Annotated in this window: 19 protein-coding genes and 1 tRNA gene; 14 read left to right on the top strand and 6 right to left on the bottom strand. The window is 63.1% G+C overall.

The features are described from left to right. Positions 1 to 101: 101 nt before the first annotated feature. The gene (gene uvrB / locus A9971_RS02775; protein WP_011060364.1) at positions 102 to 2117 is read right to left on the bottom strand and encodes an excinuclease ABC subunit UvrB; all 2016 of its coding nucleotides are present in this window, start codon (positions 2115 to 2117) and stop codon (positions 102 to 104) included. Positions 2118 to 2454: 337 nt separating this feature from the next. Between uvrB and A9971_RS02770 the strand changes: the two genes are divergently transcribed. Together A9971_RS02770 and A9971_RS02765 are read left to right on the top strand one after the other, a co-directional pair. Continuing rightward, on the top strand, positions 2455 to 3651 hold the full coding sequence (locus A9971_RS02770) for an amino acid aminotransferase (protein ID WP_053150221.1): 1197 nt from the start codon (positions 2455 to 2457) through the stop codon (positions 3649 to 3651). Between the two features lie 131 nt (positions 3652 to 3782). After that, positions 3783 to 3980: a hypothetical protein gene (locus A9971_RS02765; protein WP_011060362.1), complete on the top strand. Its 198-nt coding sequence runs from the start codon at positions 3783 to 3785 to the stop codon at positions 3978 to 3980. A 6-nt stretch (positions 3981 to 3986) separates the two neighbouring features. Here the strand turns inward: A9971_RS02765 and A9971_RS02760 are convergent, their stop codons facing one another. Continuing rightward, entirely contained in the window at positions 3987 to 4220 is a 234-nt protein-coding gene (locus tag A9971_RS02760; protein ID WP_011060361.1) for a hypothetical protein, read from the bottom strand. A 270-nt stretch (positions 4221 to 4490) separates the two neighbouring features. Here A9971_RS02760 and A9971_RS02755 point away from each other — a divergent pair. From A9971_RS02755 to A9971_RS02745, 3 genes are all read left to right on the top strand, one after another. Then, positions 4491 to 4566, top strand: a tRNA-Asn gene (locus A9971_RS02755). Between the two features lie 524 nt (positions 4567 to 5090). Then, positions 5091 to 6248 carry an MFS transporter gene (locus A9971_RS02750; RefSeq protein WP_077934993.1) on the top strand — a complete coding sequence of 386 codons (1158 nt, stop codon included), beginning with the start codon at positions 5091 to 5093 and terminating at the stop codon, positions 6246 to 6248. 93 nt (positions 6249 to 6341) lie between these two features. After that, positions 6342 to 6929: an SH3 domain-containing protein gene (locus A9971_RS02745; protein WP_047285038.1), complete on the top strand. Its 588-nt coding sequence runs from the start codon at positions 6342 to 6344 to the stop codon at positions 6927 to 6929. Positions 6930 to 6991: 62 nt separating this feature from the next. On the opposite strand, the gene A9971_RS02740 is transcribed toward A9971_RS02745, so the two are convergent. Both A9971_RS02740 and A9971_RS02735 read right to left on the bottom strand, forming a co-directional pair. Continuing rightward, entirely contained in the window at positions 6992 to 8533 is a 1542-nt protein-coding gene (locus A9971_RS02740; protein ID WP_011060358.1) for a nucleobase:cation symporter-2 family protein, read from the bottom strand. A gap of 468 nt (positions 8534 to 9001) precedes the next feature. Next, a complete protein-coding gene (locus A9971_RS02735; RefSeq protein ID WP_152686073.1) occupies positions 9002 to 9826 on the bottom strand; it encodes an arylamine N-acetyltransferase in 825 nt (274 codons plus the stop codon). A 202-nt stretch (positions 9827 to 10028) separates the two neighbouring features. Between A9971_RS02735 and A9971_RS02730 the strand changes: the two genes are divergently transcribed. Beyond that, positions 10029 to 10604, top strand: a complete 576-nt coding sequence (locus tag A9971_RS02730; protein ID WP_183000823.1) for a GNAT family N-acetyltransferase — start codon at positions 10029 to 10031, stop codon at positions 10602 to 10604. A 35-nt stretch (positions 10605 to 10639) separates the two neighbouring features. Then, positions 10640 to 11161 carry a GNAT family N-acetyltransferase gene (locus tag A9971_RS02725; protein ID WP_174395715.1) on the top strand — a complete coding sequence of 174 codons (522 nt, stop codon included), beginning with the start codon at positions 10640 to 10642 and terminating at the stop codon, positions 11159 to 11161. Between the two features lie 3 nt (positions 11162 to 11164). Here the strand turns inward: A9971_RS02725 and A9971_RS02720 are convergent, their stop codons facing one another. After that, on the bottom strand, positions 11165 to 12736 hold the full coding sequence (locus A9971_RS02720) for a GGDEF domain-containing protein (protein ID WP_183000822.1): 1572 nt from the start codon (positions 12734 to 12736) through the stop codon (positions 11165 to 11167). Positions 12737 to 12921: 185 nt separating this feature from the next. After that, a complete protein-coding gene (locus tag A9971_RS02715) occupies positions 12922 to 13782 on the bottom strand; it encodes a LysR family transcriptional regulator (protein WP_015634881.1) in 861 nt (286 codons plus the stop codon). Between the two features lie 97 nt (positions 13783 to 13879). Here A9971_RS02715 and A9971_RS02710 point away from each other — a divergent pair, with 97 nt between their 5' ends. The 7 genes from A9971_RS02710 to A9971_RS02680 all read left to right on the top strand — a co-directional run bounded on the left by A9971_RS02710 (position 13880) and on the right by A9971_RS02680 (position 22197). Next, entirely contained in the window at positions 13880 to 14530 is a 651-nt protein-coding gene (locus A9971_RS02710; protein WP_183000821.1) for an FMN-dependent NADH-azoreductase, read from the top strand. 282 nt (positions 14531 to 14812) lie between these two features. After that, on the top strand, positions 14813 to 15628 hold the full coding sequence (locus A9971_RS02705; RefSeq protein ID WP_041116992.1) for an ABC transporter permease: 816 nt from the start codon (positions 14813 to 14815) through the stop codon (positions 15626 to 15628). Further along, positions 15618 to 16892 carry an ABC transporter ATP-binding protein gene (locus A9971_RS02700; protein ID WP_183000820.1) on the top strand — a complete coding sequence of 425 codons (1275 nt, stop codon included), beginning with the start codon at positions 15618 to 15620 and terminating at the stop codon, positions 16890 to 16892. The genes A9971_RS02705 and A9971_RS02700 overlap by 11 nt, the downstream gene beginning before the upstream one ends. Further along, positions 16889 to 18265 (top strand): polysaccharide pyruvyl transferase family protein, encoded by a 1377-nt coding sequence (locus A9971_RS02695; RefSeq protein ID WP_183000819.1) that lies wholly within the window; start codon positions 16889 to 16891, stop codon positions 18263 to 18265. Before A9971_RS02700 ends, A9971_RS02695 begins: the two co-directional genes overlap by 4 nt. A gap of 5 nt (positions 18266 to 18270) precedes the next feature. Further along, positions 18271 to 18963, top strand: a complete 693-nt coding sequence (locus tag A9971_RS02690; RefSeq protein WP_053150206.1) for a 2OG-Fe(II) oxygenase family protein — start codon at positions 18271 to 18273, stop codon at positions 18961 to 18963. Next, on the top strand, positions 18956 to 21145 hold the full coding sequence (locus A9971_RS02685; RefSeq protein WP_183000818.1) for a glycosyltransferase: 2190 nt from the start codon (positions 18956 to 18958) through the stop codon (positions 21143 to 21145). Before A9971_RS02690 ends, A9971_RS02685 begins: the two co-directional genes overlap by 8 nt. 29 nt (positions 21146 to 21174) lie before the next feature. Beyond that, complete coding sequence (locus A9971_RS02680) at positions 21175 to 22197, top strand: bifunctional 2-polyprenyl-6-hydroxyphenol methylase/3-demethylubiquinol 3-O-methyltransferase UbiG (RefSeq protein WP_259652331.1); 1023 nt, start codon at positions 21175 to 21177, stop codon at positions 22195 to 22197. Positions 22198 to 22219 lie beyond the last annotated feature (22 nt).

Genomic DNA, 22219 nt, shown 5'->3' with positions numbered 1-22219 from the left:
CCTGTAGGAGCTGGCTTGCCAGCGAATAGACTCCCAACCCTTGCACAGGATTTGAGGGCCTCTTCGCCGGCAAGCCGGTTCCTACGAGGGATCGAGCGTCGTTAGACGGTGAGCAAGCGCTCGCGCAGCTTGGTGATTTCGTCGCGCATCTGCGCCGCGGCTTCGAACTCCAGGTCGCGGGCCAGTTGGTACATCTTCTCTTCGAGCTGGCGAATGCGCTTGGTGATCTCGCTGGGCGAGCGCAGTTCGTTTTCGTAGCGGGCGTTTTCCTCCGCGGCCTTGGCCATGCCCTTGCGCTTCTTGCTGCGCGAACCGGGCACGGTGGCGCCTTCCATGATGTCGGCAACGTCCTTGACCACACCCTTGGGGGTGATGCCATTGGCCAGGTTGAAGGCGATCTGCTTGTCGCGACGGCGCTCGGTCTCGCCAATCGCCCGCTCCATGGAGCCTGTGATGCGGTCGGCATAGAGAATCGCCCGGCCATTGAGGTTACGCGCGGCCCGGCCGATGGTCTGGATCAGCGAACGCTCGGAACGCAGGAAGCCTTCCTTGTCGGCATCGAGAATCGCCACCAGGGACACTTCCGGCATGTCCAGGCCCTCACGCAGCAGGTTGATCCCCACCAGCACATCGAAAGTGCCCAGGCGCAGGTCGCGGATGATCTCCACCCGCTCCACGGTGTCGATGTCCGAGTGCAGGTAGCGCACACGCACGCCATGGTCGGCCAGGTAATCGGTAAGGTCTTCGGCCATGCGCTTGGTCAGGGTGGTCACCAGTACCCGCTCTTCAACGGCCACACGCTTGGTGATTTCCGACAGCAGGTCGTCCACCTGGGTCAGGGCCGGGCGCACTTCCACTTGCGGGTCCACCAGCCCGGTGGGGCGCACCACCTGCTCCACCACGCGGCCGGCGTGCTCGGCCTCATAGTTGCCCGGAGTGGCGGAAACGAAGATGGTCTGCGGGCTCACCCCTTCCCACTCGTCAAAACGCATTGGCCGGTTATCCAGAGCCGATGGCAGGCGGAAGCCGTACTCAACCAGGGTCTCCTTGCGCGAGCGGTCGCCCTTATACATGGCGCCGACCTGGGGCACGCTGACGTGGGATTCGTCGATCACCAGCAAGGCATCCGCCGGCAGGTAGTCGTACAAGGTAGGTGGCGCCGCGCCAGCCGGACGCCCCGAGAGGTAGCGCGAGTAGTTCTCGATGCCGTTGCAGTAGCCCAGTTCGAGGATCATCTCCAGATCGAAACGGGTGCGCTGCTCCAGGCGCTGGGCTTCCACCAGCTTGTTGTTGGAACGCAGGTATTCCAGGCGCTCCTGCAACTCCACCTTGATCCCTTCGATGGCGTCCAGCAGGGTTTCCCGCGGGGTCACGTAGTGGCTCTTGGGGTAGAAGGTGAAGCGCGGCAGTTTGCGGATCACTTCACCGGTCAAGGGGTCGAAGGCGCTGATGCTTTCCACTTCGTCATCGAACAGCTCGATGCGGATCGCTTCCAGGTCTGACTCCGCCGGATAGATGTCGATCACATCGCCACGCACGCGGAAGGTAGCGCGGGCGAAATCCATGTCGTTGCGGGTGTACTGCAAGTCCGCCAGGCGGCGCAGCAGGGCGCGCTGATCGAGTTTGTCCCCGCGGTCCACGTGCAGGACCATCTTCAGGTAGGTTTCCGGGCTGCCCAGGCCATAGATGCACGACACCGTGGTGACGATGATGGCGTCCTTGCGCTCCAGCAGCGCCTTGGTCGCGGACAGGCGCATCTGCTCGATATGGTCGTTGATCGAGGCGTCCTTCTCGATAAAGGTGTCGGAGGACGGCACATAGGCTTCGGGCTGGTAGTAGTCGTAGTAGGAAACGAAGTACTCCACCGCGTTGTTCGGGAAGAAGGCCTTGAACTCACCATACAGCTGCGCCGCCAGGGTCTTGTTCGGCGCCAGCACCAGGGTCGGGCGCTGCACCTGGGCGATCACGTTGGCGATGCTGAAGGTCTTGCCCGAACCGGTCACACCGAGCAGGGTCTGGTGGGCCAGCCCGGCCTCGATGCCTTCGACCATCAGGCGGATGGCTTCCGGCTGGTCGCCGGCGGGCTGGAAGCGGGTGACTAGCTGGAATTCAGACATAACGTACCTCTGGGATCATTCGTGCGCGGCAATACCGTACAGGAACAGGAAAGACCGCGTACGACCCATGTCGCCGAGGAAAAAAACCGGAATATCCTTGATGTGGAGCCGATTACCACAGCTTTCAAGGCAAAGGTCCTACACCCGCTGACACCCTGGTTATTGCAATAAGACTAACGGTCGAAAAATAAAGCGAAAAACTTGGCGCAAAAGGTCAATAGCCTGTCGCCCCACGCGATGATGGCCTCTATACTAGCTCCCCGTTTGTGCACCGCTCTAGTGCATTCGGCTGGAGCGCGACACGTCCCTCCACACTCCATTCAGAGCCGCCGTAAAAATGAGCCTGTTCTCCGCTGTCGAAATGGCACCACGCGATCCTATCCTGGGCCTCAACGAAGCATTCAACACCGATACCCGCACCGATAAGGTCAACCTTGGGGTGGGCGTGTACTGCAACGAGGAGGGACGCATTCCGCTCCTGCGCGCCGTTGTCGAAGCCGAGACGATTCGCGCCGCCCAACATGCTTCCCGTGGCTACCTGCCGATCGACGGCATTGCCGCCTACGACCAGGCGGTACAGAAGCTGCTGTTCGGCAACGACTCGCCACTGCTGGCCGCTGGCCGCGTGGTCACCACCCAGGCCGTTGGCGGCACTGGCGCCCTGAAGATCGGTGCCGACTTCCTCAAGCAGTTGCTGCCCAACGCCGTGGTCGCCATCAGCGACCCGAGCTGGGAAAACCACCGCGCCCTGTTTGAGACCGCCGGCTTCCCGGTGCAGAACTACCGCTACTACGACGCGACCACCCACGACGTTAACCGTGCTGGCCTGCTGGAAGACCTGAACGCCCTGCCGGCCCAGTCGATCGTGGTGCTGCACGCCTGCTGCCACAACCCGACCGGTGTCGACCTGAGCCCACAGGACTGGAAAGACGTCCTGGAGGTGGTCAAGGCGAAAAACCTCGTGCCCTTCCTCGACATGGCCTACCAGGGCTTTGGCGACGGCATCGACGAAGACGCCGCGGCGGTGCGCCTGTTCGCCGAGTCGGGCCTGACCTTCTTCGTTTCCAGCTCGTTCTCCAAGTCGTTCTCGCTGTACGGCGAGCGCGTTGGCGCCCTGTCCATCGTCAGCAGCTCCAAGGAAGAAAGCGCCCGCGTGCTGTCCCAGGTCAAGCGCGTGATCCGCACCAACTACTCCAACCCGCCGACCCACGGTGCAACCATCGTCGCCGCCGTGCTGAACAGCCCGGAACTGCGCGCCCAGTGGGAGCAGGAACTGGCGCAAATGCGCCTGCGGATTCGCGGCATGCGCACCCAGATGGTCGACTTGCTGGCCAAAGGCGCCCCTGAGCACGACTTCAGCTTCGTCGGTCGCCAGCGCGGCATGTTCTCCTACTCCGGCCTGACCGTTGAGCAAGTGACCCGCTTGCGCAACGAATTCGGCATCTACGCCCTGGACACCGGCCGCATCTGCGTCGCCGCGCTGAACCAGAACAACATCCATGTCGTGACCCAGGCCATCCTGCAAGTGATCTGATACACGACAGCGCCAACGAAAAGGGGAAGCCGGCAGGCTTCCCCTTTTTCGTTGGCGATACGTCGCTGCCCTGCCCGCCCCCACAGCCTCTAGACTGTGAGCCTATGCCCCCCTTGCTGAGCGAGATCCCGATGAAAAACGATGACCTGCGGGCCGACCGCGACGAACTGGAGCATTACCTGCCCCGCTCGCAGAAACGCGAAAAGAGCCTGGTGCTGCAAATTGCCCTGGGGGTATTCCTTGGCGGACTGGCCCTGTGGCTGGTGCAACTGGCCGCAACCTCGCTGATGGCCAAGCTGATGCTTGGCACCCTGACCTTCGGCGGCTGAACCGCCCTACCCCTGCAATTGAGCCAGGCGCTGGCTGGCGGCATCGTCGAACGCCACGTACAGCGCCTCGGCCACCTGGCTCTTGATGGCCTTGGCACTCTCCAGCCCCAGGACAAAACCTTCGGCCTTGCCGCCGGCACGGTTCAAATCCATCGCCGATCCGGCCTGGGTGATGGCGTCCAGCAACTTGCCGGCCTGGGGGCCGACCCCTTTGGGCAGGCTGATCTGCTCGATGCTCATGACAGCACCTCGCAGCACAGCGCGAAACAGACAGAAGGATGCTGGGATAAATCGAAGCGGATCATAAAGGCGTACCTATGCGGCTGAAGGCCGGCAGCGCGTGAAACCACTTCCGGGGCGCCATGGTAGCCCCTATCGGATCCGCCAGAGACCTGAAGACCGATAAATCCCGCAAAGTCCTGCCAGCCTTTCATTCAGATCCTCGTCGCCCTGAAAAAATATTTCTCGACTTGTTGACTTCCCTTTCTGAATCAGTAAGATACGGCGCATTCCGCGATAGCTCAGTTGGTAGAGCAAGTGACTGTTAATCACTGGGTCCCTGGTTCGAGTCCAGGTCGTGGAGCCATCTTCCTACACTGATTTGCCTTGATCCTCATGAGAGCGCCCTGCTCCTGCGGCAAATCAGCTCAAGCAGTATCCCCCTTGCAAATGATTGATCCGCCTGTCATCCCGACATGCGGATAGACGCTTCATGCACGCCTGGAATCCTCCTTCGCCAACCCGGTTGCATTGCCGCAAAGGCCTGACGTAGGCTGTGCGCCTCTTTATCCAAGCAGTCAGACCCCGCGATGTTCCTGCCCGCACAGTCACCGTGCCCTTCCCCCTCGATGAGCCCTTCGGCAACTCTGGCTGTTGCCCAACTTGACTGTGCGATCAACCGTCGACGCCGTAGCGTATTGTTTGCCTTCACCTTCTCCCCGCACCCGGGCCCACGCTGATCGCGATTGAACCCGGCGCCACCCCGCTAGCCCCTCTGCTTCCACCAGGGCATCTGCCCGGCAATCGCCCGCACGTCGGCCTGCGATGTCCTGCAGCGCCCGCAATAACTGTCTTTTTTGGCGCCTGACGCTTCAGGCGCAGGTCTTGATCATGAACAAAGCCTTGTTAGCCGCCCTGATCCTGGGCATCTCCATTGTCGGCCTGAGCATCGGCTCCACGGTGCCGATCCTTGCCCTGCGCCTGTATCAGGCCGGGGCCTCGAACAACCAGATCGGCATCATGTCGGCGCTGCCCGCCGCAGGCATGATGCTCTCGGCCTTCCTGGTCAATGCCCTGAGCCAACGCCTGACCCGGCGCCAGATCTACCTGCTGTGTTTCAGCCTGTGCGCCTTGAGCGTGGCCGCCCTGGAACTGCCCGGGGCCAGCCTCTACAGCCTGGGCCTGGCGCGGGTCGCCATGGGCCTGGGGGCGGGGCTGATCATCATTCTCGGGGAAACCTGGGTCAATGAAATGGCCGAAGACGCCACCCGCGGACGCCTGGTAGCGGTCTACACCACCTGCTTCACCTTCTTCCAGCTCCTGGGCCCGGGCCTGGTATCGCTATTGGGCACCGAGGGGCCCGCCGTGCTGGGCATCGTCAGCGTCGGTTATGCGGTGGCGATCGCAGTGGTCTGGCTGATCCTGCCCCTGGAAGACCAGCAGCCGCTACATGCCGAAAGTCGCACCTTTTCGGTACTGGGCTTTATCCGCATCGCGCCGGCGCTGTGCGTGGGCATCCTGTTCTTCGCGTTTTTCGACAGCGTGGTGCTGTCGCTGTTTCCGGTGTACGCCGCCACCCATGGCTACAGCATCAAGCTCGCGGCCTTGATGGTGACCATCATTCTGTTGGGCGACACCGCGTTCCAGTTCCCCCTCGGCTGGCTTTCGGACAAGCTCGGGCGCCCCGGGATCTACCTGGGCTGCGGCATCATTGCCCTGCTGATCGGCCTTGCCCTGCCACTGCTGATGCAAACGTCCACCCTGCTCTGGCCGAGCCTGGTCATCCTCGGCGCCGTGGCCGGAGGCATCTATACCCTGGCTATCGTGCTGATCGGCCAGTCCTTCAGCGGCGCCGACCTGGTGACTGCCAACGCCAGCGCCGGGCTGCTCTGGGGCATCGGCAGCCTGCTGGGCCCCTTGCTCAGCGGCGCGGCCATGAGCGGCGGCAGCTATGGGCTGCCCCTGACCCTGGCGGCGGCCGCCGCAGTGGTGGTGGTCTTCGCCCTGTCCCTGGTACGCCAGGGGCAACTCAGCAAGGCTGCCGACTGAAATACCGCGGATGCGGCCCGTGATCATTCACAGGCCGCATCTTTGTCATTACCATCGCGCGATCCGCACTCCCACCTCATGGATCCCCTCGCGATGGACCGACTCCTGCGCCTCCTACCCCTGTACGGCCTGCTTTCCCTGTTGCCCCTGCCAGCCCTGGCCGAAGCCCCGGTGGACTGCGCCACCCTCAGCGACAACGTCTCCCTGGAAGCCGGCGAATATCGCCCGCCCCTCGAAGCCAAGGTGATAGGCCAGGGGCGACTGCACTTTCACAGCGGGCCGAATGCCACCTGCCTGAACAAGAAGCTCTACGTGATTCCCGGTGATGGCCTGACGGTGTACGCCTCCAGCGAAGACGGCTGGGCCCAGGTCATGTACATCGCCAAGGACGGCGAGGACTACACCGGCTGGGTCGAGGAAAAACGCCTGTTGCTGGGCAAGCACTATGGCGCAAGCGGCGCCGAGCTTCCCGATGAGGTGGCTGCATTCATCCAGCGCCACGAAGCCTGCGAGCACTTTGCCGGCGAGGAAGCCTACGACGAGGAACGCCGGGTCTTCCTGGAGAAAGCCGTGAATGAGGTCTGCACAGGCCATGATCAGCAGCTCGCCAGCTTGCGCCAGCAGTACCAGGACAACCCCGACGCCCTGCAGGCCCTGAAGCCGCTGGACAACCTGGAATAACCGACTGCAAAAAAACCGGCGCCCTGAGGGCGCCGGTTTTTTCATGGCCGCGGTACTCGACTTCAGTGAGTGGCCTCGACACTGCCGCGCGCATGGCTCGGCTGCGAACCATCGCCGGCCTGGTTCGGTGAGTGGCCCGGCTCCTCTCCTACCAGAGGCACTTCATTGCCCTCGGCATCGTGCAGCTTGCCGCCGCTGAAGTAGTCACCCTCACGCAGTACGGCAACGTCCTGGAAGCGCAGGCTGCGCTCAGTGCCGGCGACGAACACCGACTGCTGGTCGGAGTTGCCCGCGGTGAAGTGGTTGAACGCCAGGTTCAAGAGGATCGCCATGATCGCCGAGGAGCTGATGCCCGAGTGGAAGATGGTGGCGAACCAGCTGGGGAAATGATCATAGAAGCTCGGCGCGGCAATCGGGATCATGCCGAAGCCGATGGAGGTGGCAACGATGATCAGGTTCATGTTGTTGCGGTAGTCGACCCGGGACAGGGTCCGGATGCCACTGGCCGCCACGGTGCCGAACAGCACGATACCGGCGCCGCCCAGCACCGAAGTCGGCACCGCGGCAATCACCCGCCCCATGAACGGCAGCAGGCCGAGGATCACCAGGAACAGCCCGCCGGTGGCCACCACGAAGCGGCTCTTGATGCCGGTGACCGCCACCAGCCCGACGTTCTGGGCGAAGGCGCTCTGAGTGAAGGAACCGAAGATCGGCGCAATCATGCTCGACAGCATGTCGGCGCGCAGGCCGTTGCCCAGGCGCTTGGAGTCGACCTTGGTGTGGATGATTTCACCCACGGCGAGGATGTCCGCCGAGGTTTCCACCAGCGTCACCATGACCACGATGCACATCGACAGGATCGCCGCGACATGAAAGGTCGGCATGCCGAAGTGGAATGGCGTGGGCAGGCCGAACATCGGCCCTTGGGTGACCCCGGAGAAGTCCGCCATGCCCAGGAACAGCGCGATCACCGTACCGATGATCATGGCCAGGAGAATCGACAGACGGGAAATCGCCGCGCTGCCGATCTTGCTCAACAGCAGCACCAGCACCAGGGTCACCGCTGCCAGGCCGATGTTCGACATGCTGCCGAAGTCCGGGGCCCGGCTGTTGCCACCCATGGCCCAGCGCGCCGCCACCGGCATCAGCGTCAGGCCGATGGTGGTGATGACGATGCCAGTGACCAGCGGTGGAAAGAATTTGGTGATCCGCGAGAACACCGGTGTGATCAGCAGGCCGATCAGCGAGGCGACGATCACCGCACCGAGAATCGACTGGAAACCGCCCTCGCCGCCGCTGGTAACAATCGCCACCATGGTCGACACGCCCGCGAAGGACACCCCTTGCACCAACGGCAGCTTGCAGCCGAAAAACGGCACGCCAAGGGTCTGCAACAAGGTTGCCAGCCCTCCTGCGAACAGCGAAGCGGCGATCAGCAAGCCGATCTCCGAAGGCGACAGGCCAGCCGCCTGGCCGACGATCAGTGGCACGGCAACGATGCCGCCATACATGGTCAGCACGTGTTGCAGGCCATAAGCCATGTTTGCGCCAACACCCAAATTTTCGTCTTCGGGCCGCTGTTGTGAAACCTGGGGGGTATTCATGGTGTGGGGTTCCCTGTTTTTGTTATGGGCACACTGTATGCAACATCCAAGACAACTGTCCATAGGATTGTATACAGTTTTCCATTCTGAATTTCCCCACCCATCAACCCGGGCTATTGCGCGCAAGGCACTCGGATATTGACTCCGTGCCGGCCTGTAAAGGCGGCCCAGAGCCCTCGTTGAAACCAACCCAGGGCCGATCCGCCGCTCTTCAACCGAAGGTTTGAGGGCTGCTCTACTGGTTGAAAAAACAGGATAAAAAAGCCGATCCCGTTGCCGGATCGGCTTATCTGCTGCTCGTAGGGTGCGATCCGTTGGCCGGAACCCGGATCTTGTACACATTGGGTGCAACACGGCCCTACCGTTGGCCGGGCCGGCGACGGCAAACGCGGCAACTGCACCTGGACGGCCGTGTCGACAACCGACCGGAACCGCGGACACCGCCTCGCTGTTGGGGAAGCCGTTAAATCAGGCCTCTAGCAACTGCTCGAGAACCCGCGGCAGTTCGGGGTGGGCCGGCAGGCGCAGGGCAAACTCGTCCTGCAACAGGCTCATCAGTTCCCCTGCATCGGTGATCTGCCGCCGCTCGCTGGGCTGCCCCATCCGATGCAGGGCGTAGCTGCCATTGTTCAAGGTGCGGCGTATTCCCAGCCCCATCAGCGCCACCTTCAATTGGCCGAGGAAAGGAGAGTCCGGGTGGGTCGAGACGTACCAGTTACCCATCTCGTAATCCACATCGCCCTGCAGTTGCAGGTCAAAAACGTACATCGCCCGCCATTCATCCATGACCTTGGCGCGCAAGGTGTAGCTGCCTTCGCGCAGGGTGATGCGATACGGCTCGTGGGGCGTTGCCTGTTCTTGCTCGGTATCCAGCAGCAAGGGAGCGGTGGGCACCATGCCGCCAAAGCCGACATCGACGATGTAGCGCTGGCCCTCCAGGTGCACCAGCGCCAGACGGTGGCTGCGAGCGGTCAGCGCATCTTCCGGCGCCCCCATCACCACCCGCCCGGTGATGCCCCGGGCATCGAAACCCAGGTGCTGCAACAGCACCAGGAAGGCCTGGTTGAGTTCATAGCAGTAGCCGCCGCGCCCCTCGTGGAGAATCTTGCGCTCCACCGAGGCCAGGTCGATGGGTACCGGAACCCGCAACAGGGTCGAAAGGCTTTCGAAGGCAAAACGACAGACATGGCGCCATTGCAGCTCCCGCAGGGTTTCCAGGGTCGGCGCTGGCGCCTGTGGGTAGCCCAGTTGCTGCAGGTACAGGTCGAAGTTCATCAGGTGCGGCTGGCTCATGCACAAATCCTTGAAATGAGGGTCGCCCAGGGTCGCGACAGGCCCCGGCAGGTCGGCGTTATGTATAAGCCAGAAGCGGCAGGCCCGGACAATCAATTCGGCTGATATTTTTTATCGCATTGGCCCCGGATTGGCTCTTGCCAAGCGTCGAGGGCGACTCTGTAATAAGCGCCCCGTCGCTCCCGCTGGAGAACTCTGCGCCATGCACTCACTGGAAGGCCCGCGAATCATCCTGCGCCCGTTGCAACGCAGTGATGCCGACGCCCTGGTCAACGCCGCCCGGGACGGTGAGCTGTGGAACCTGCCTTTCACCGTAGTGCCCTCCCCCGACACCGTCGAACGCTACCTCGACGTGGCGCTCGAGGGCCGTGATGCCGGTAGCGTACTGCCGTTCGCTACCGTGCTCAGGAGCACGGGCGAAGTCATCGGCTGCACGCGTTTCTGGAAGATCGACCGGCACAACCGCAAGCTGGAGATCGGCAGCACCTGGATCGCCAGCCGCTGGCAGCGCAGCTTCGTCAACAGCGAGGCCAAGTACCTGATGCTGTGCCATGCCTTTGACGACATGAACTGCGTGCGGGTGCAGTTCACGACCGACGAGATCAATCACACATCCCGCGCGGCGATCCTGCGCCTCGGTGCCCAACAGGAAGGCATAGTGCGACACGAGCGCATCATGCCCGACGGACGCAAGCGCAATTCCGTGCGCTTCAGCATCATCGACGACGAGTGGCCCGCCGTGCGCCAGCGTCTGCAACAACGCCTCAGCCAAGCCTGAGGCCTCACCCTTAAAAGCCCCACAAGGATGTAGCCATGCCCGTCGATTTCACCCTACGCCCAGCCCAGCGCGAGGACGCGCTGTGCATCAGTGGCCTGGCCACCCAGGTCTTTCTCGACACCTATGCCACCGACGGCATGCGCAGCGACCTGGCCGAGGAAGCCCTGAGCGTCTACGCCCCGGAACAGTTCCGCCAGCGCCTTGAGGATCCCCACAGAAACCTGTTGCTGGCCGAGCGTAACGGGCACCTGCTGGGCTTCGCGGAAATCGCCCGCAACACCCGGCCGCCGCTTGCCGGCCTGGCCGATGGGATGGAGCTGGTGCGCCTGTACGTGCAGCGCCATGCCCATCGGCAAGGCGTTGGCCAGGCGCTGCTGCAACAGGTGGAAGAACGGCTGCAAGCCAGCGACAGGCCCTGCCTGTGGCTCGCCGTCTGGGCACAGAACCACAGGGCGCAGGCCTTCTATCAGGCCCAGGGCTACGTCTGCGCCGGTAGCACCGCCTACGAGTTTGGCGGCAACGCCTACGCCAACCAGGTGTTCTGCAAGCGCTGGTAGCCGTCAGCGATCGGAGCGCTGCAACGGCTCCCCCACATGGTCCGCCGCCAGCGCCATGGCCCGATTGCGGCCCGTGGCCTTGGCTTGATACAGGGCCGCATCGGCCCTTTCGATAAACATCTCGATGCTGTCGCGGCCCGTCGGCACGAAGGCGTAGCAGCCCAGGCTGACCGTCACGCAGCCCACCGGTGAGCCGGAATGGGCGATGTTGCGCTGCATGACACTGCGGCGAATCTGCTCGGCCATGGCCAGCGCGCCATGAATGTCGGTGTCGGGCAGCAACACCGCAAACTCTTCGCCACCATAGCGCACGGCCAGGTCAGCCTTGCGCTGGCAGCAGCCCTTGAGCGCCTGGGCCACCTCGGTCAGGCAGTGATCGCCCGCCACATGCCCGTAGGTATCGTTGTAGCGCTTGAAATAGTCGATATCGACCATGACCAGGCTCAACGGGCTGCGTTGCCGCGCACCACGGCCAAACTCCACGGTCAGGGCGCGCTCGAACAAGCGGCGGTTGGCCAGGCCGGTGAGGCTGTCATGGGTGGCGATCACCTCCAGGGCCTCCTGGGCCTCGCGCAGATATGCCTCGATCCGCTCGTTGTTGCGCACCTGCTGCACGAAGACCCAGCCGAACAGGCCGACCCCCAGCAGCACCAGGGCGACGATGGCCGTGGACTGGTAGGCCGAGGCATACCAGCCCTTGAGCACCGAGTCCTTGGAGTTGGCCGCGGCCACCACCAAGGGATAGGCCTGCAACTGCCGATAGCCGTACAGGCGCGTCACCCCATCAACAATCGAGGTGATCATGGCGTTGCCGGTGGTGGCCTCGGGCAAGTACTTGCTGAAGATCTCGCCGCGGGCCAGGGAAGCACCGATCTGCCGCTCTTCGAACGGCCGCCGCGCAATCAGCGTACCGTCGGACAGGGCAAGGAACATGGCGCCCTGCTCGTCGATATTGAAACTGGTGAAGAACTGATCGAAATACGCCAGTTTGATGCCCGCCATCAGCACCCCCTGGAAATTCCCCTGGCTATCGTTGAGCCGCCGCGAGATGGGAATGATCCATTCGCCATTGGCCCGGCTGCGGATGGCCGGGCTGATGTGAGCCAGCAACGAAGCATTCTGCTGATGGAAACGAAAGTAGTCGCGGTCTGCCACATCGTTGCCATGGGGCGAATCACCAAAGGAACTGACCACCCACTGACCGTCCCGGTCATAGAGAAATACCCCGCTGAGCTGGGTCAGGGCCTGCACCCGCCGGGCGAATATGCCCTGCAAGCGGGGCTGCTGTTCAGGGCCATCGCCCAGGGCCTGGATCCACTCGGACAGGCTCATCAGCACCAGGTCGGCTTCCATGAACGTGTCTTCGGCCTGCTGGGCGATGGCCCGGGTCAGGTTGGTGGAATTGACTTCCGCCTGCATCAGGTCGTGACGCCAGGATTGTTCCAGTTGCAGGTACAACAGCCCGCACAGGCACAGAAACACGGTTGCGATGAAGGCCACCGCGGCCTTGAGCAGCGGCAAGCGCTTCAGGGTTCCACCAGGGGGATGATGAGGATCGTAGATGGGAACAGGCAAAAGGGTCGTCCTGACGGGAGTGGCCTGGGCTACAGGGCGGGTCCCTGGTTGTTTTCGAGACTGGCTGAACGGCCAGCGCCCTGCACAGTATAGGTTTTCTGGCCGCTGACCCGGGCCGGGAGCTCAGGCAGCAACCTTGAACGACCCGGCTCCACCCTGGGGTTATCGGCCACCACGAGCAATGCTTAAAGCGCCGATCGACGGCTCGAGCAATATTCGACAAACACCTCGGACAGCGCCGCCAGCACAGTCTGGTCCGCTTCGGGCGCGGTGAACAGACGGTACTGCGCATCCGGCAACGGTGGCAAACCGTATTCCTCCCCCAGGGCACACAGCCCTGCCCCCAACTGGCTGGCCGCCATGGGTGCTATGGCGAACCCGGACAGCACGGCGGCGCGCAGGGCCCAATTGCTGCTACAAAGCATAACCGTGCGCTGGGCAATGCCGGCCTGGGCCAGCCGGCCCAGGGCCGCGGCCCGGTAGGGGCAAGGCTCGGGAAACAGCGCCAGAGGCAAGGGGTCGGGCAAGAGCCCGGCAGGTTGCACCAGCCCGGCCCAGACCAGCGGTTCGGACCAGAGCAGGCGGCCAGGCTCGGCAGTTTCGCACAGCGAGCCCACCACCAATTGCAAATTGCCCTGGGCCAGCAGATCCAGCAGCGTACCGGGAATGCCAACCTGCACATCGAGCCGGATACCTGGGTAGCGCCCGGCAAAATCCTGCAGCGCACGCAGCAGCCGGGGGTCGGCAAAATCCTCGGACAGGCCCACCCCCACGCGCCCGTGGAACGGCACCCGGGTCAGTTCGGTCCAGGCGTCGCGATTCAACGCCAGGATCGCCCGGGCATAGGCCATCAACCGCTCGCCATCGGCGGTCAGCTGCTGCGAGCGGGTGGTGCGCTGGAGCAGCGGCTTGCCGACCTGCTGTTCCAGGCGCCGCAGGTGGCCGCTGACCGCGGACTGGGTCAGGTGCAGCTTGAGGGCCGCACGGCTGAACCCTTGTTCATCGACAACAGCAACAAAGGTGCGCAATAGCAGGGCATCGAACATATTTCAGAATGAAATCAATAAGGATTGAATCGACAATTTATATTTAAAAACAAGCTATGTTGCAATGACGGTCATCCCAACCCCAAGAGATTCGTCCATGACCCGGCTCCTGCACATTCAATGCTCGCCCCGCCTGCGCCGCTCCGCCTCCCTGGAAATCGCCCACAGCTTCATCCAGAGCTACCGACAGCAACGGCCGGACACCGAGGTCACCACCCTGGACCTGTGGAGCCTCGATTTGCCGGAACTCGATCAGGCGGCCATGGACGCCAAATATGCACAACTGGCCGGCCAGCCCCTGGGCAATGCCGAACAGCGGGCCTGGGCGCGGCTCCAGGCGCTGGCAGAGCCGCTGCACCAGGCCGACCTGTTGGTGCTTTCCATCCCCCTGTGGAACTTCAGCATTCCCTACAAGCTCAAGCACTTCATCGACCTGGTTTCCCACCAGGGCATCCTCTTCAGCTTCGACCCCGAGAACGGCCTGCAAGGCCTGCTGCGCAACAAGACGGCGGTGGCGGCCTACGCCCGGGGCCTGGACTTTTCTTCCCGCTCCAGCACACCAGCGCCGGCATTCGATTTCCAGAAGCCCTATATAGAGGCCTGGCTGAATTTCATCGGGATTGCCAACCAGCACTCGCTGATCGTGGAAAAGACCATTCTCGGTCCGGACATCGACCAGGCCTCGCGACAGGCGGCCGCCGAGCAGGCACAGGCCCTGGCGCGGCAACTGGCGGCCCGCCAGTACTGAACCATACCCGGGCCGGCGCCGTGCATGTCCCTGCCCGCCAGCCCCACCCCGCTCTTTACCGCCGAGCCCAGGCATCCGCAGTGAGCATTACCCTCGCGGGTGTCTTGCCACTTATCCGGCTGCGCCCGCCGCTCATCAAAAAAAGCTGTAACGACACCTTCACTTCCTGCATTTCGGGTCTATAAACAATTCACAAAATCCTTCGCTTCGAATCACCACCCGTTCACCCATGCCCTTGTCGAGCATGGGGTGGTGCTGGAAGCTGGCCCCAAGGAGCGGGAGTTGACCGGAAGTACCACGCTGCACCGTTTCACCTTCAGGCCCTGGCGTCATCGCGAGCTGCTGCGGGCACTGATCGAACGCGAAGTGATAGGCCGCTACCGCGGCTCGATCGCCGGCCTGCTCTGGTCCTTTCTCAACCCCTTGCTCATGTTGCTGGTGTACACCTTCGTGTTCAGCGTGGTGTTCAAGGTGCGTTGGGGAACCGACAACGACTCGAACACCCAGTTCGCCCTGCTGGTATTCACCGGGATGATGGTCTTCAACCTGTTCTCCGAATGCCTCACCCGAGCCCCCGGGCTGATCCTGAGCCACGTCAACTATGTAAAGAAGGTGGTGTTCCCCCTGGACTTGCTGCCCTGCGTGATGCTCGGGGCGGTGCTGTTCCACACGCTGGTGAGCTTTGCCGTCTGGCTGCTGTTCCACCTCCTGGCCTTCGGCCTGCCGCCGCCCACCGCTCTGCTGTTTCCCCTGGTGCTGCTGCCCCTGGTGCTGTTCACCCTCGGGCTGTCCTGGGTCCTCGCCTCCCTGGGGGTCTATCTGCGGGATGTTGGCCAGGTCATCGGTGTACTGATGTCGGCCCTGCTGCTGATGTCGGCGGTGTTCTATCCGCTGAGCGCCCTGCCCGAGGCCTACCGGCACTGGCTCTACCTGAACCCCTTGACCCTGGTGATCGAGTCCTCCCGCGACGTGCTGATCTGGGGCGTGGTGCCCGATCTCGGCCTGTGGCTGATAGAGCTGAGCGTCGCGCTCGGCGTGGCCTTCCTGGGATGGGCGTGGTTCGAAAAAACCCGCCCGGGGTTCGCCGATGTGCTCTGAACTGGCGATCAAGGCCCAGGGCCTGGGCAAGTGCTACCCGATCTACGACCAGCCCCGCGACCGCCTGCTGCAACTGCTGCTGCCCCGCGGCAAGCAGCGCTATCGCGAATTCTGGGCCTTGAAGGACGTTGCGCTGGAAGTGCGCAAGGGCGAAACCCTGGGCATCATCGGCCGCAACGGCAGCGGCAAGTCGACCTTGCTGCAACTGATCTGCGGCACCAGCACCGCCTCCACGGGCAGCGTGACCAGCCATGGGCGGATCGCCGCCCTGCTGGAGCTGGGCTCGGGGTTCAATCCAGAGTTCAGCGGCCGCGAGAACGTCTACCTCAACGGTGCGGTATTGGGCCTCAAACGCGCGGAGATCGAGGCGCGTTTCGACGAAATCACCGCCTTCGCCAACATCGGCGAATTCATCGACCAGCCCACCAGGACCTATTCCAGCGGCATGCTGGTGCGCCTGGCCTTTGCCGTTTCGGTGTGCGTGGAGCCGGATATCCTGATCGTCGACGAAGCCCTGGCCGTCGGCGATGCTTCCTTCCAGTTCAAGTGCCTGGAACGCCTGGAGCGCCTGACCCGACAAGGCACGACCCTGCTGTTCGTGTCCCATGACATGAGCATGGTCAAGCGTTTCTGCAACCGTGCCCTCTACCTGCGCGACGGCGAAATCCGCGCCAGCGGTGCACCGGAGGCGATGGCCGAGCTGTACCTGCTGGACATGCGTGACGAACAGCGCCGCTGGGCCAGCGCGGGCGCCGTCCAGGTCAGCGCCAAGACACCGCTCAACCCGAAGCACGGCATGGCCTTCGGCACCCCTGAAGGGCGGATCACCTCAGCCGTGTTCAGCAATACCGGGGCGCTGTACTCAAGCTTTGCCCACGGCGACATGATCGAAATCGCCATCGATGCCCAGGTCAGCGACGCCATTGCCCGCCCCAATATCAGCCTGACCATCCAGGAAGCCCGGCTGCTGGTGGTCAGCGGGGTCAACGTCGCCCTGCAATGTGGCGAGTCCCGGCAAGGCTGGCGCAGCGCCTCGGTGTGCCTGCGATTCGCCGCCAACCTGGCGGCCGGGCGCTACCACATCACGCTCAAGTTGATGAATGGCGAAACGGAAGAAACCTCCCACCTGATTGAAAAACAGGTGGCCATCCTGGCGTTCGACACCTTGCCGGGCAACAAGCACTTCCTGGGAATTGTCGACTTGCACATCGAAGCTGTCACCCGCCCATCGCAGCAGCCCCAGGCAGTCGAGGAGCGTTCATGAGCGACAAGCAATGGCAAGTCGCGATCTTCGGTACCTTCGATGTAGCCAACTACGGCGACCTGCTGTTCCCCCTCATTGCCGAAGCAGCATTGCAGGCGCGCCTGGGCAAGGTGCGCCTGCAAGCGTTCTCCTATCACTCGCGCAGCACGCCGCAATGGCCCTACCCCGTCACCTCGGTCAGTGAACTGCCCCAGCTCATCGATAGCCTGGACGCAGTGCTGATCGGCGGCGGCTTCATCATTCGCTTCGACAAGGTCATCGCTGCCGACTACTACCCCCCCGACCCGCAGATCCACCACCCCACCGGGTACTGGCTGTCGCCTGCGCTGATGGCCCTGCAACACAATGTGCCGCTGATCTGGAACGCCCCCGGCATGCACTGCAACCCGATTCCATCCTGGGCGGCCCCCCTGGTCAGGCTGACCCTGGAGCAAAGCCCCCACGTCAGGGTGCGCGATGCCCTGTCTGCAAACACCCTGTCTGCGCTGAGCGAGCAGGCCCAGGTCGAGGTACTGCCGGATACCGCCTTTGGCCTGCCCAGCCTGATCGACCGGCAGCAACACTCGGCGGCCTATCGCCAACTCTGTGCCCAGGCCGGCCTGACCGGACCCTATCTGGTGGTGCATGCGATTGCCGGCCTGGAGAGCTTTCTCCAGCTATGGAAAACCCACAACGCGCTGTTCAGCCAGTGGCAGCTGCTGCTGTTGCCCATCGGCCCGGTGCTCGGGGACCATGAGTCGATTCTCGGGGCCGACCTGCCACGGGCCGTGCGCCTGCCGGCCTGGCCAGAGCCACTGCTACTGGCGGAGATCCTGGCCCACGCCCAGGGCGTCATCGGCCACAGCTATCACCTGGCGATCACCGCCCTGGCCTTCGGCGTACCGGCCTTCTGTTCGGCCAACCTGAACCAGGGCAAGTACACCGCCTTGCGCGCATACCGCGGGATCCGCCCCCTGCCAGCCGAACAGCCCATCGATCCCCAGTGGTTCCTGCAACACCTGAGCGAAACGGGGCCCTGCCCCGAGGTGATCGCCGCGCAAGAACAAGTGCAGCGCCATTGGGACCGGGTAGCCGAACTGATCGCCCAGGGCCCGCGCCCCACCAGCCAGGCGCTGAACCGCTTCTGGCAAGCCCTGCCCGGCCTGCTGGAGGCCCCCCTCCCGGACTGTCGCGAGGCGATCCTGAGCAAACAGGCCGAACTGGATGCGCTGAAAATCCAGGTACAGCAGTTGACGCTACTACGCCGCCATCAAACGGAACTCACCAGTCGGGTCGATGCCGAGCTGGGTCGAATCCATCGCTCCAACTCCTATCGCCTCACCGCGCCGTTACGCTCCCTGCGGCGCCGCCTGCAACATTTATTGGGAAGATGAATACGATGCTGAATCTGCCAATGCTGACCAGAGCCCCCTTGCACACTCAGCCCTTTCGCTGGGGGCGGATCACCGAACTGTATTCGCCCGCGGACGCCGCGGCCCTGGTAGCGACCTATCCCCGTGACTCCTTCAAGACGGTGTCCGGCTATGGCGGAGAAAAGGACTACGAGTACCAGGCGCGGCAACTGGTGGAAATGGGCACCGGGCGCATTATCCACGAGCAGCACCTGAGCCCGGCCTGGCGCAGGCTGGCCAGCGAGTTGACCGCACCGGACTATCGCCTGGCGCTGTCGACGCTCACCGACATGGACCTCAGAAACGCTCCCATGGAGGTCAATGTCTTCCACTACGGGCCGCAGGCCTGCCTCGGCCCGCACCCGGACCTGGGCGACAAGCTGGTGACCCATATCCTGTACTTCAACGATTCCTGGAACATCGAGGACGGTGGCTGCCTGAATATCCTGGGCTCTGCCGACCCCACGGATGTGGTCGCGGTGATCCCGCCCCTGGTGGGCACATCGGCAGTACTGGTACGCGCCGAGAACTCCTGGCATGCGGTGACGCAGGTGGTAGCCAATTGCCGGACTTCACGGCGCAGCATGACCGTGACCTTCTACCGGCCCGGCTCCCTCAGCTCAATGTGGCCAAGTGGCGACCAGAGCCCACTGCACAACTATGAGCCCGCTCATGACTAAGTCCCACTCGCAGGACCAGGAGTCGACCCGGCTGCGGCTCGAGCACGCACAGGCCATCCTTCAGCGCGATGCCGCCCTGGCGCATATCGAACATATGCGGCGCTCGCGTTCCTGGCGCCTGACCCGCCCCCTGCGCATGCTGATGCAGCTGCTGCGGCACGGGGTGATCAACGACGAGAGCGAGTACCCGACTCACCTGCCCTCTCTCGTCCAGCCTCTGCCAGCTTCCATCCCCTTGGAGCCCGATATCGTGGAGGACTCAACACCCGGCTCTGCTGCTCAGCATTTTGACCTGCTGTGCTTTGCCAATATCGACTGGTCCGCCAGGTTCCAGCGACCACAGCAACTGATGACGCAGTTCGCTATCCAGGGTTATCGGGTGTTCTACATTATCCTTTCGCCGCTACCCGCGGCAGAACGGCCCTATACGGCGCACCCAGTCGCTCCCGGGGTCTTCGAAGTCACCCTGCGCGGGCATGCACGGCAGGACTATTACGCCACCTGCATCACCGAAGGCAACCTGCGCGCCAATGCCGAGGCGTTGCAGGCCCTGGTGAGCGACTACCGGATCAAGACCGCGGTGTCGGTGGTTCACCTGCCCTATTGGACGCGCCTGGCCCTGCACCTGCGCAAGGCATACGGCTGGCCCGTGCAATACGACTGCATGGACGAATGGCAGGACTTTCCGAACATCGGTCAGCCCTTGCTGGACCAGGAACAGGTACTGGTGAAGCAGGCTGACCTGGTAACCGTCACCGCCTCCGTGCTGTACGACAAATGGGCCAGTACCAGCCGTCGCTGCCAGTTGGTTAGAAACGGGGTGGACTTCGACTTCTTTGCCCGATGCTGTACACCCAATACTCTGCTGGAGGAGCTTCAAGGCCCGATCATCGGCTTCTATGGTGCCCTGGCCGAATGGGTCGATTTTGAGCTGGTGGCGGCCATCGCCCGGCAACGACCAGAGTGGAATCTGGTGCTCATTGGCGACGTGTTCGTCCGTGACCTGGCCGGCCTCGACCGCTTGCCCAATGTGCACCTGCTGGGCCGCAAGCCTTACTCGCAGATGCCGCAATACCTGTACCACTTCGATGTCTGCATCATTCCTTTTCGCCTCTACAACATGACCCACGCGGTGGATCCGGTGAAGTTCTACGAGTTCATCAGCGCCGGCAAACCCGTGGTCGCAGTGCCGCTGCTGGAGATGCAGATCTACGAGCCTTACCTGTATTTCGCCGACGGGCCGTCTGCCTTTGTCACGCAGATCGAAAGAGCCCTCGGGGAAACCGATCTGCAGCGCTGGAACCAACGGCTGGCACTGGCCAGGGAAAACGATTGGCGGCAACGCTTCGAAGACACGCGCGATGCGCTGGTCGAACTGTTTCCGAAGGTCTCGGTAATCATCGTCACCTACAACAATGTGCAGCTGACCCGCGGCTGCATCGACAGCCTGCTGCGCAATTGCGCCTACCCGAACCTGCAACTGATCATCGTCGACAACGCCTCGCGGGATTCCACCCGCAACTACCTGCGCTACCTGGCCCGCAGCGAACCCAATGTGAGCATCGTGCTCAACGAACAGAACCTGGGTTTCGCCGCCGCCAACAACCAGGGCCTGCGCCTTGCGCAGGGCCACTACCTGGTCCTGCTCAACAACGACACCGTGGTGCCCAAGGGCTGGCTCGCGCCCCTGCTGCGCCACCTCGACGACCCGGAGGTGGGGTTGGTGGGGCCGACCACCAATGCGGTGGGCAACGAGGCCCGGGTCAACATCAACTACCAGGACCTCGACGACATGGAGGGTTTCGCCGACCGGCGCGCCACCCAGTACCGCGGGCGCTGCTTCGACATCCCGATGCTGGCCATGTTTTGCGTAGCGATGCGCCGCGAAGTGCTGGATCAGGTGGGCTGGCTGGATGAAGCCTTTGGCATCGGCATGTTCGAAGACGACGACTACAGCCGGCGAGTCCAGGCCGCCGGCTTGCGCACCGTATGCGCCGAGGACAGCTACATCCACCACTACGGCCAGGCCTCGTTCAAGGCCCTTATCGCCAGCGGCGAATACCAGCGGTTATGGGACAAGAACCAGGCCTACTTCGAAAGCAAGTGGGGGCCCTGGCAACCCCATCGCCAAGTACGCCGCAGAGCGAACGCCGACGCCACGGAAATGAAGCTCACCGACTGAATCGGCAGCCCGATACACCCACAAGGAAGATGCCGAACGTGCTGAAAAAAATAATTCAACAGCTCAGTGGTCGGGCAGTCGCCGCCCCTGTTCCCCCGGACGACATGAGCGAGGAGCAGCGCAAGGCGCAGACCGCCGAGCACTGGTCACAGAACCAGGCTGGCTCGGATGCGTTTTCTGCGGATGTCTACTGGCTGGCAGTGCCTGCGGTGCAACAACGCCATCAGCAAAAGGCCACGGCCGGCAGCGGTCATGCTCACTGGGTACCCTATTGCCTGAACACCTTTCTGGCGGGCCGGTTACCGGTGCCGCGTATGCTGAGCATCGGCTGCGGCACCGGTACCCTGGAACGCGAGCTCTACAAACTCCAGGCCTTCCAGGACTGTGACGCCGTGGATATCGCCCCGGCGGCGCTGGACACCGCCCGGGCAGAAGCGGCGGCGCTGGGGGCCCGGACCCTGCACTACAGCCTCACCGACGTCGAGCGGGTGCAACTGCCCAGCGCTCATTACGACGCCGTCTGGTTCAACGGTTCAATGCATCACATTCGCCAATTGGAAAAGGTCTGCGCCAATGTCCGCCAGGCCTTGAAGGCGGACGGCTGGCTGTTCTTCAACGAGTATGTCGGCGCCAATCACTTTGCCTTTGACCAGGCCCAGTGCGCAGCCATCAGCCATGCCTTCGCCCTGATTCCCCCGGCCATGCGCCGCTCTTTCGTCCAGGGTTCCTACGGTCAGGTGCAGAACAACGTACCGCTCCCTGATCCACAAGAGGTGGTGAAGGTTGATCCGTCCGAGGCGGTGCGCTCCCAGGACATCCTCAAGGTGGTGGAACAGCACTTCGAGATCCAGGCCCTCAACACCTGCGGCGGCACCCTGCTGCAATTTCTGCTGCATGGTATCGCCGGCAATTTCAAGGCCGATGATCCCCAGGCGATGCGGGTGCTGCGGATGCTGTTCGACATCGAAGACGGGCTGATCGAGTCGGGCACCCTGAACAGCGATTTCGTGATCGTTGCCGCGACCCCGAAACAGTCGGAGTCCGTGCCTTGACTCGCTCTGTATCCGGGGCGCG

Source organism: Pseudomonas sp. UME65 (assembly GCF_014170225.1).
GTDB classification, from domain to species: Bacteria; Pseudomonadota; Gammaproteobacteria; order Pseudomonadales; family Pseudomonadaceae; genus Aquipseudomonas; species Aquipseudomonas protegens.
Note: the sequence above shows the minus strand (reverse complement) of the source record. Positions and strands in the feature narration are given on the sequence as shown.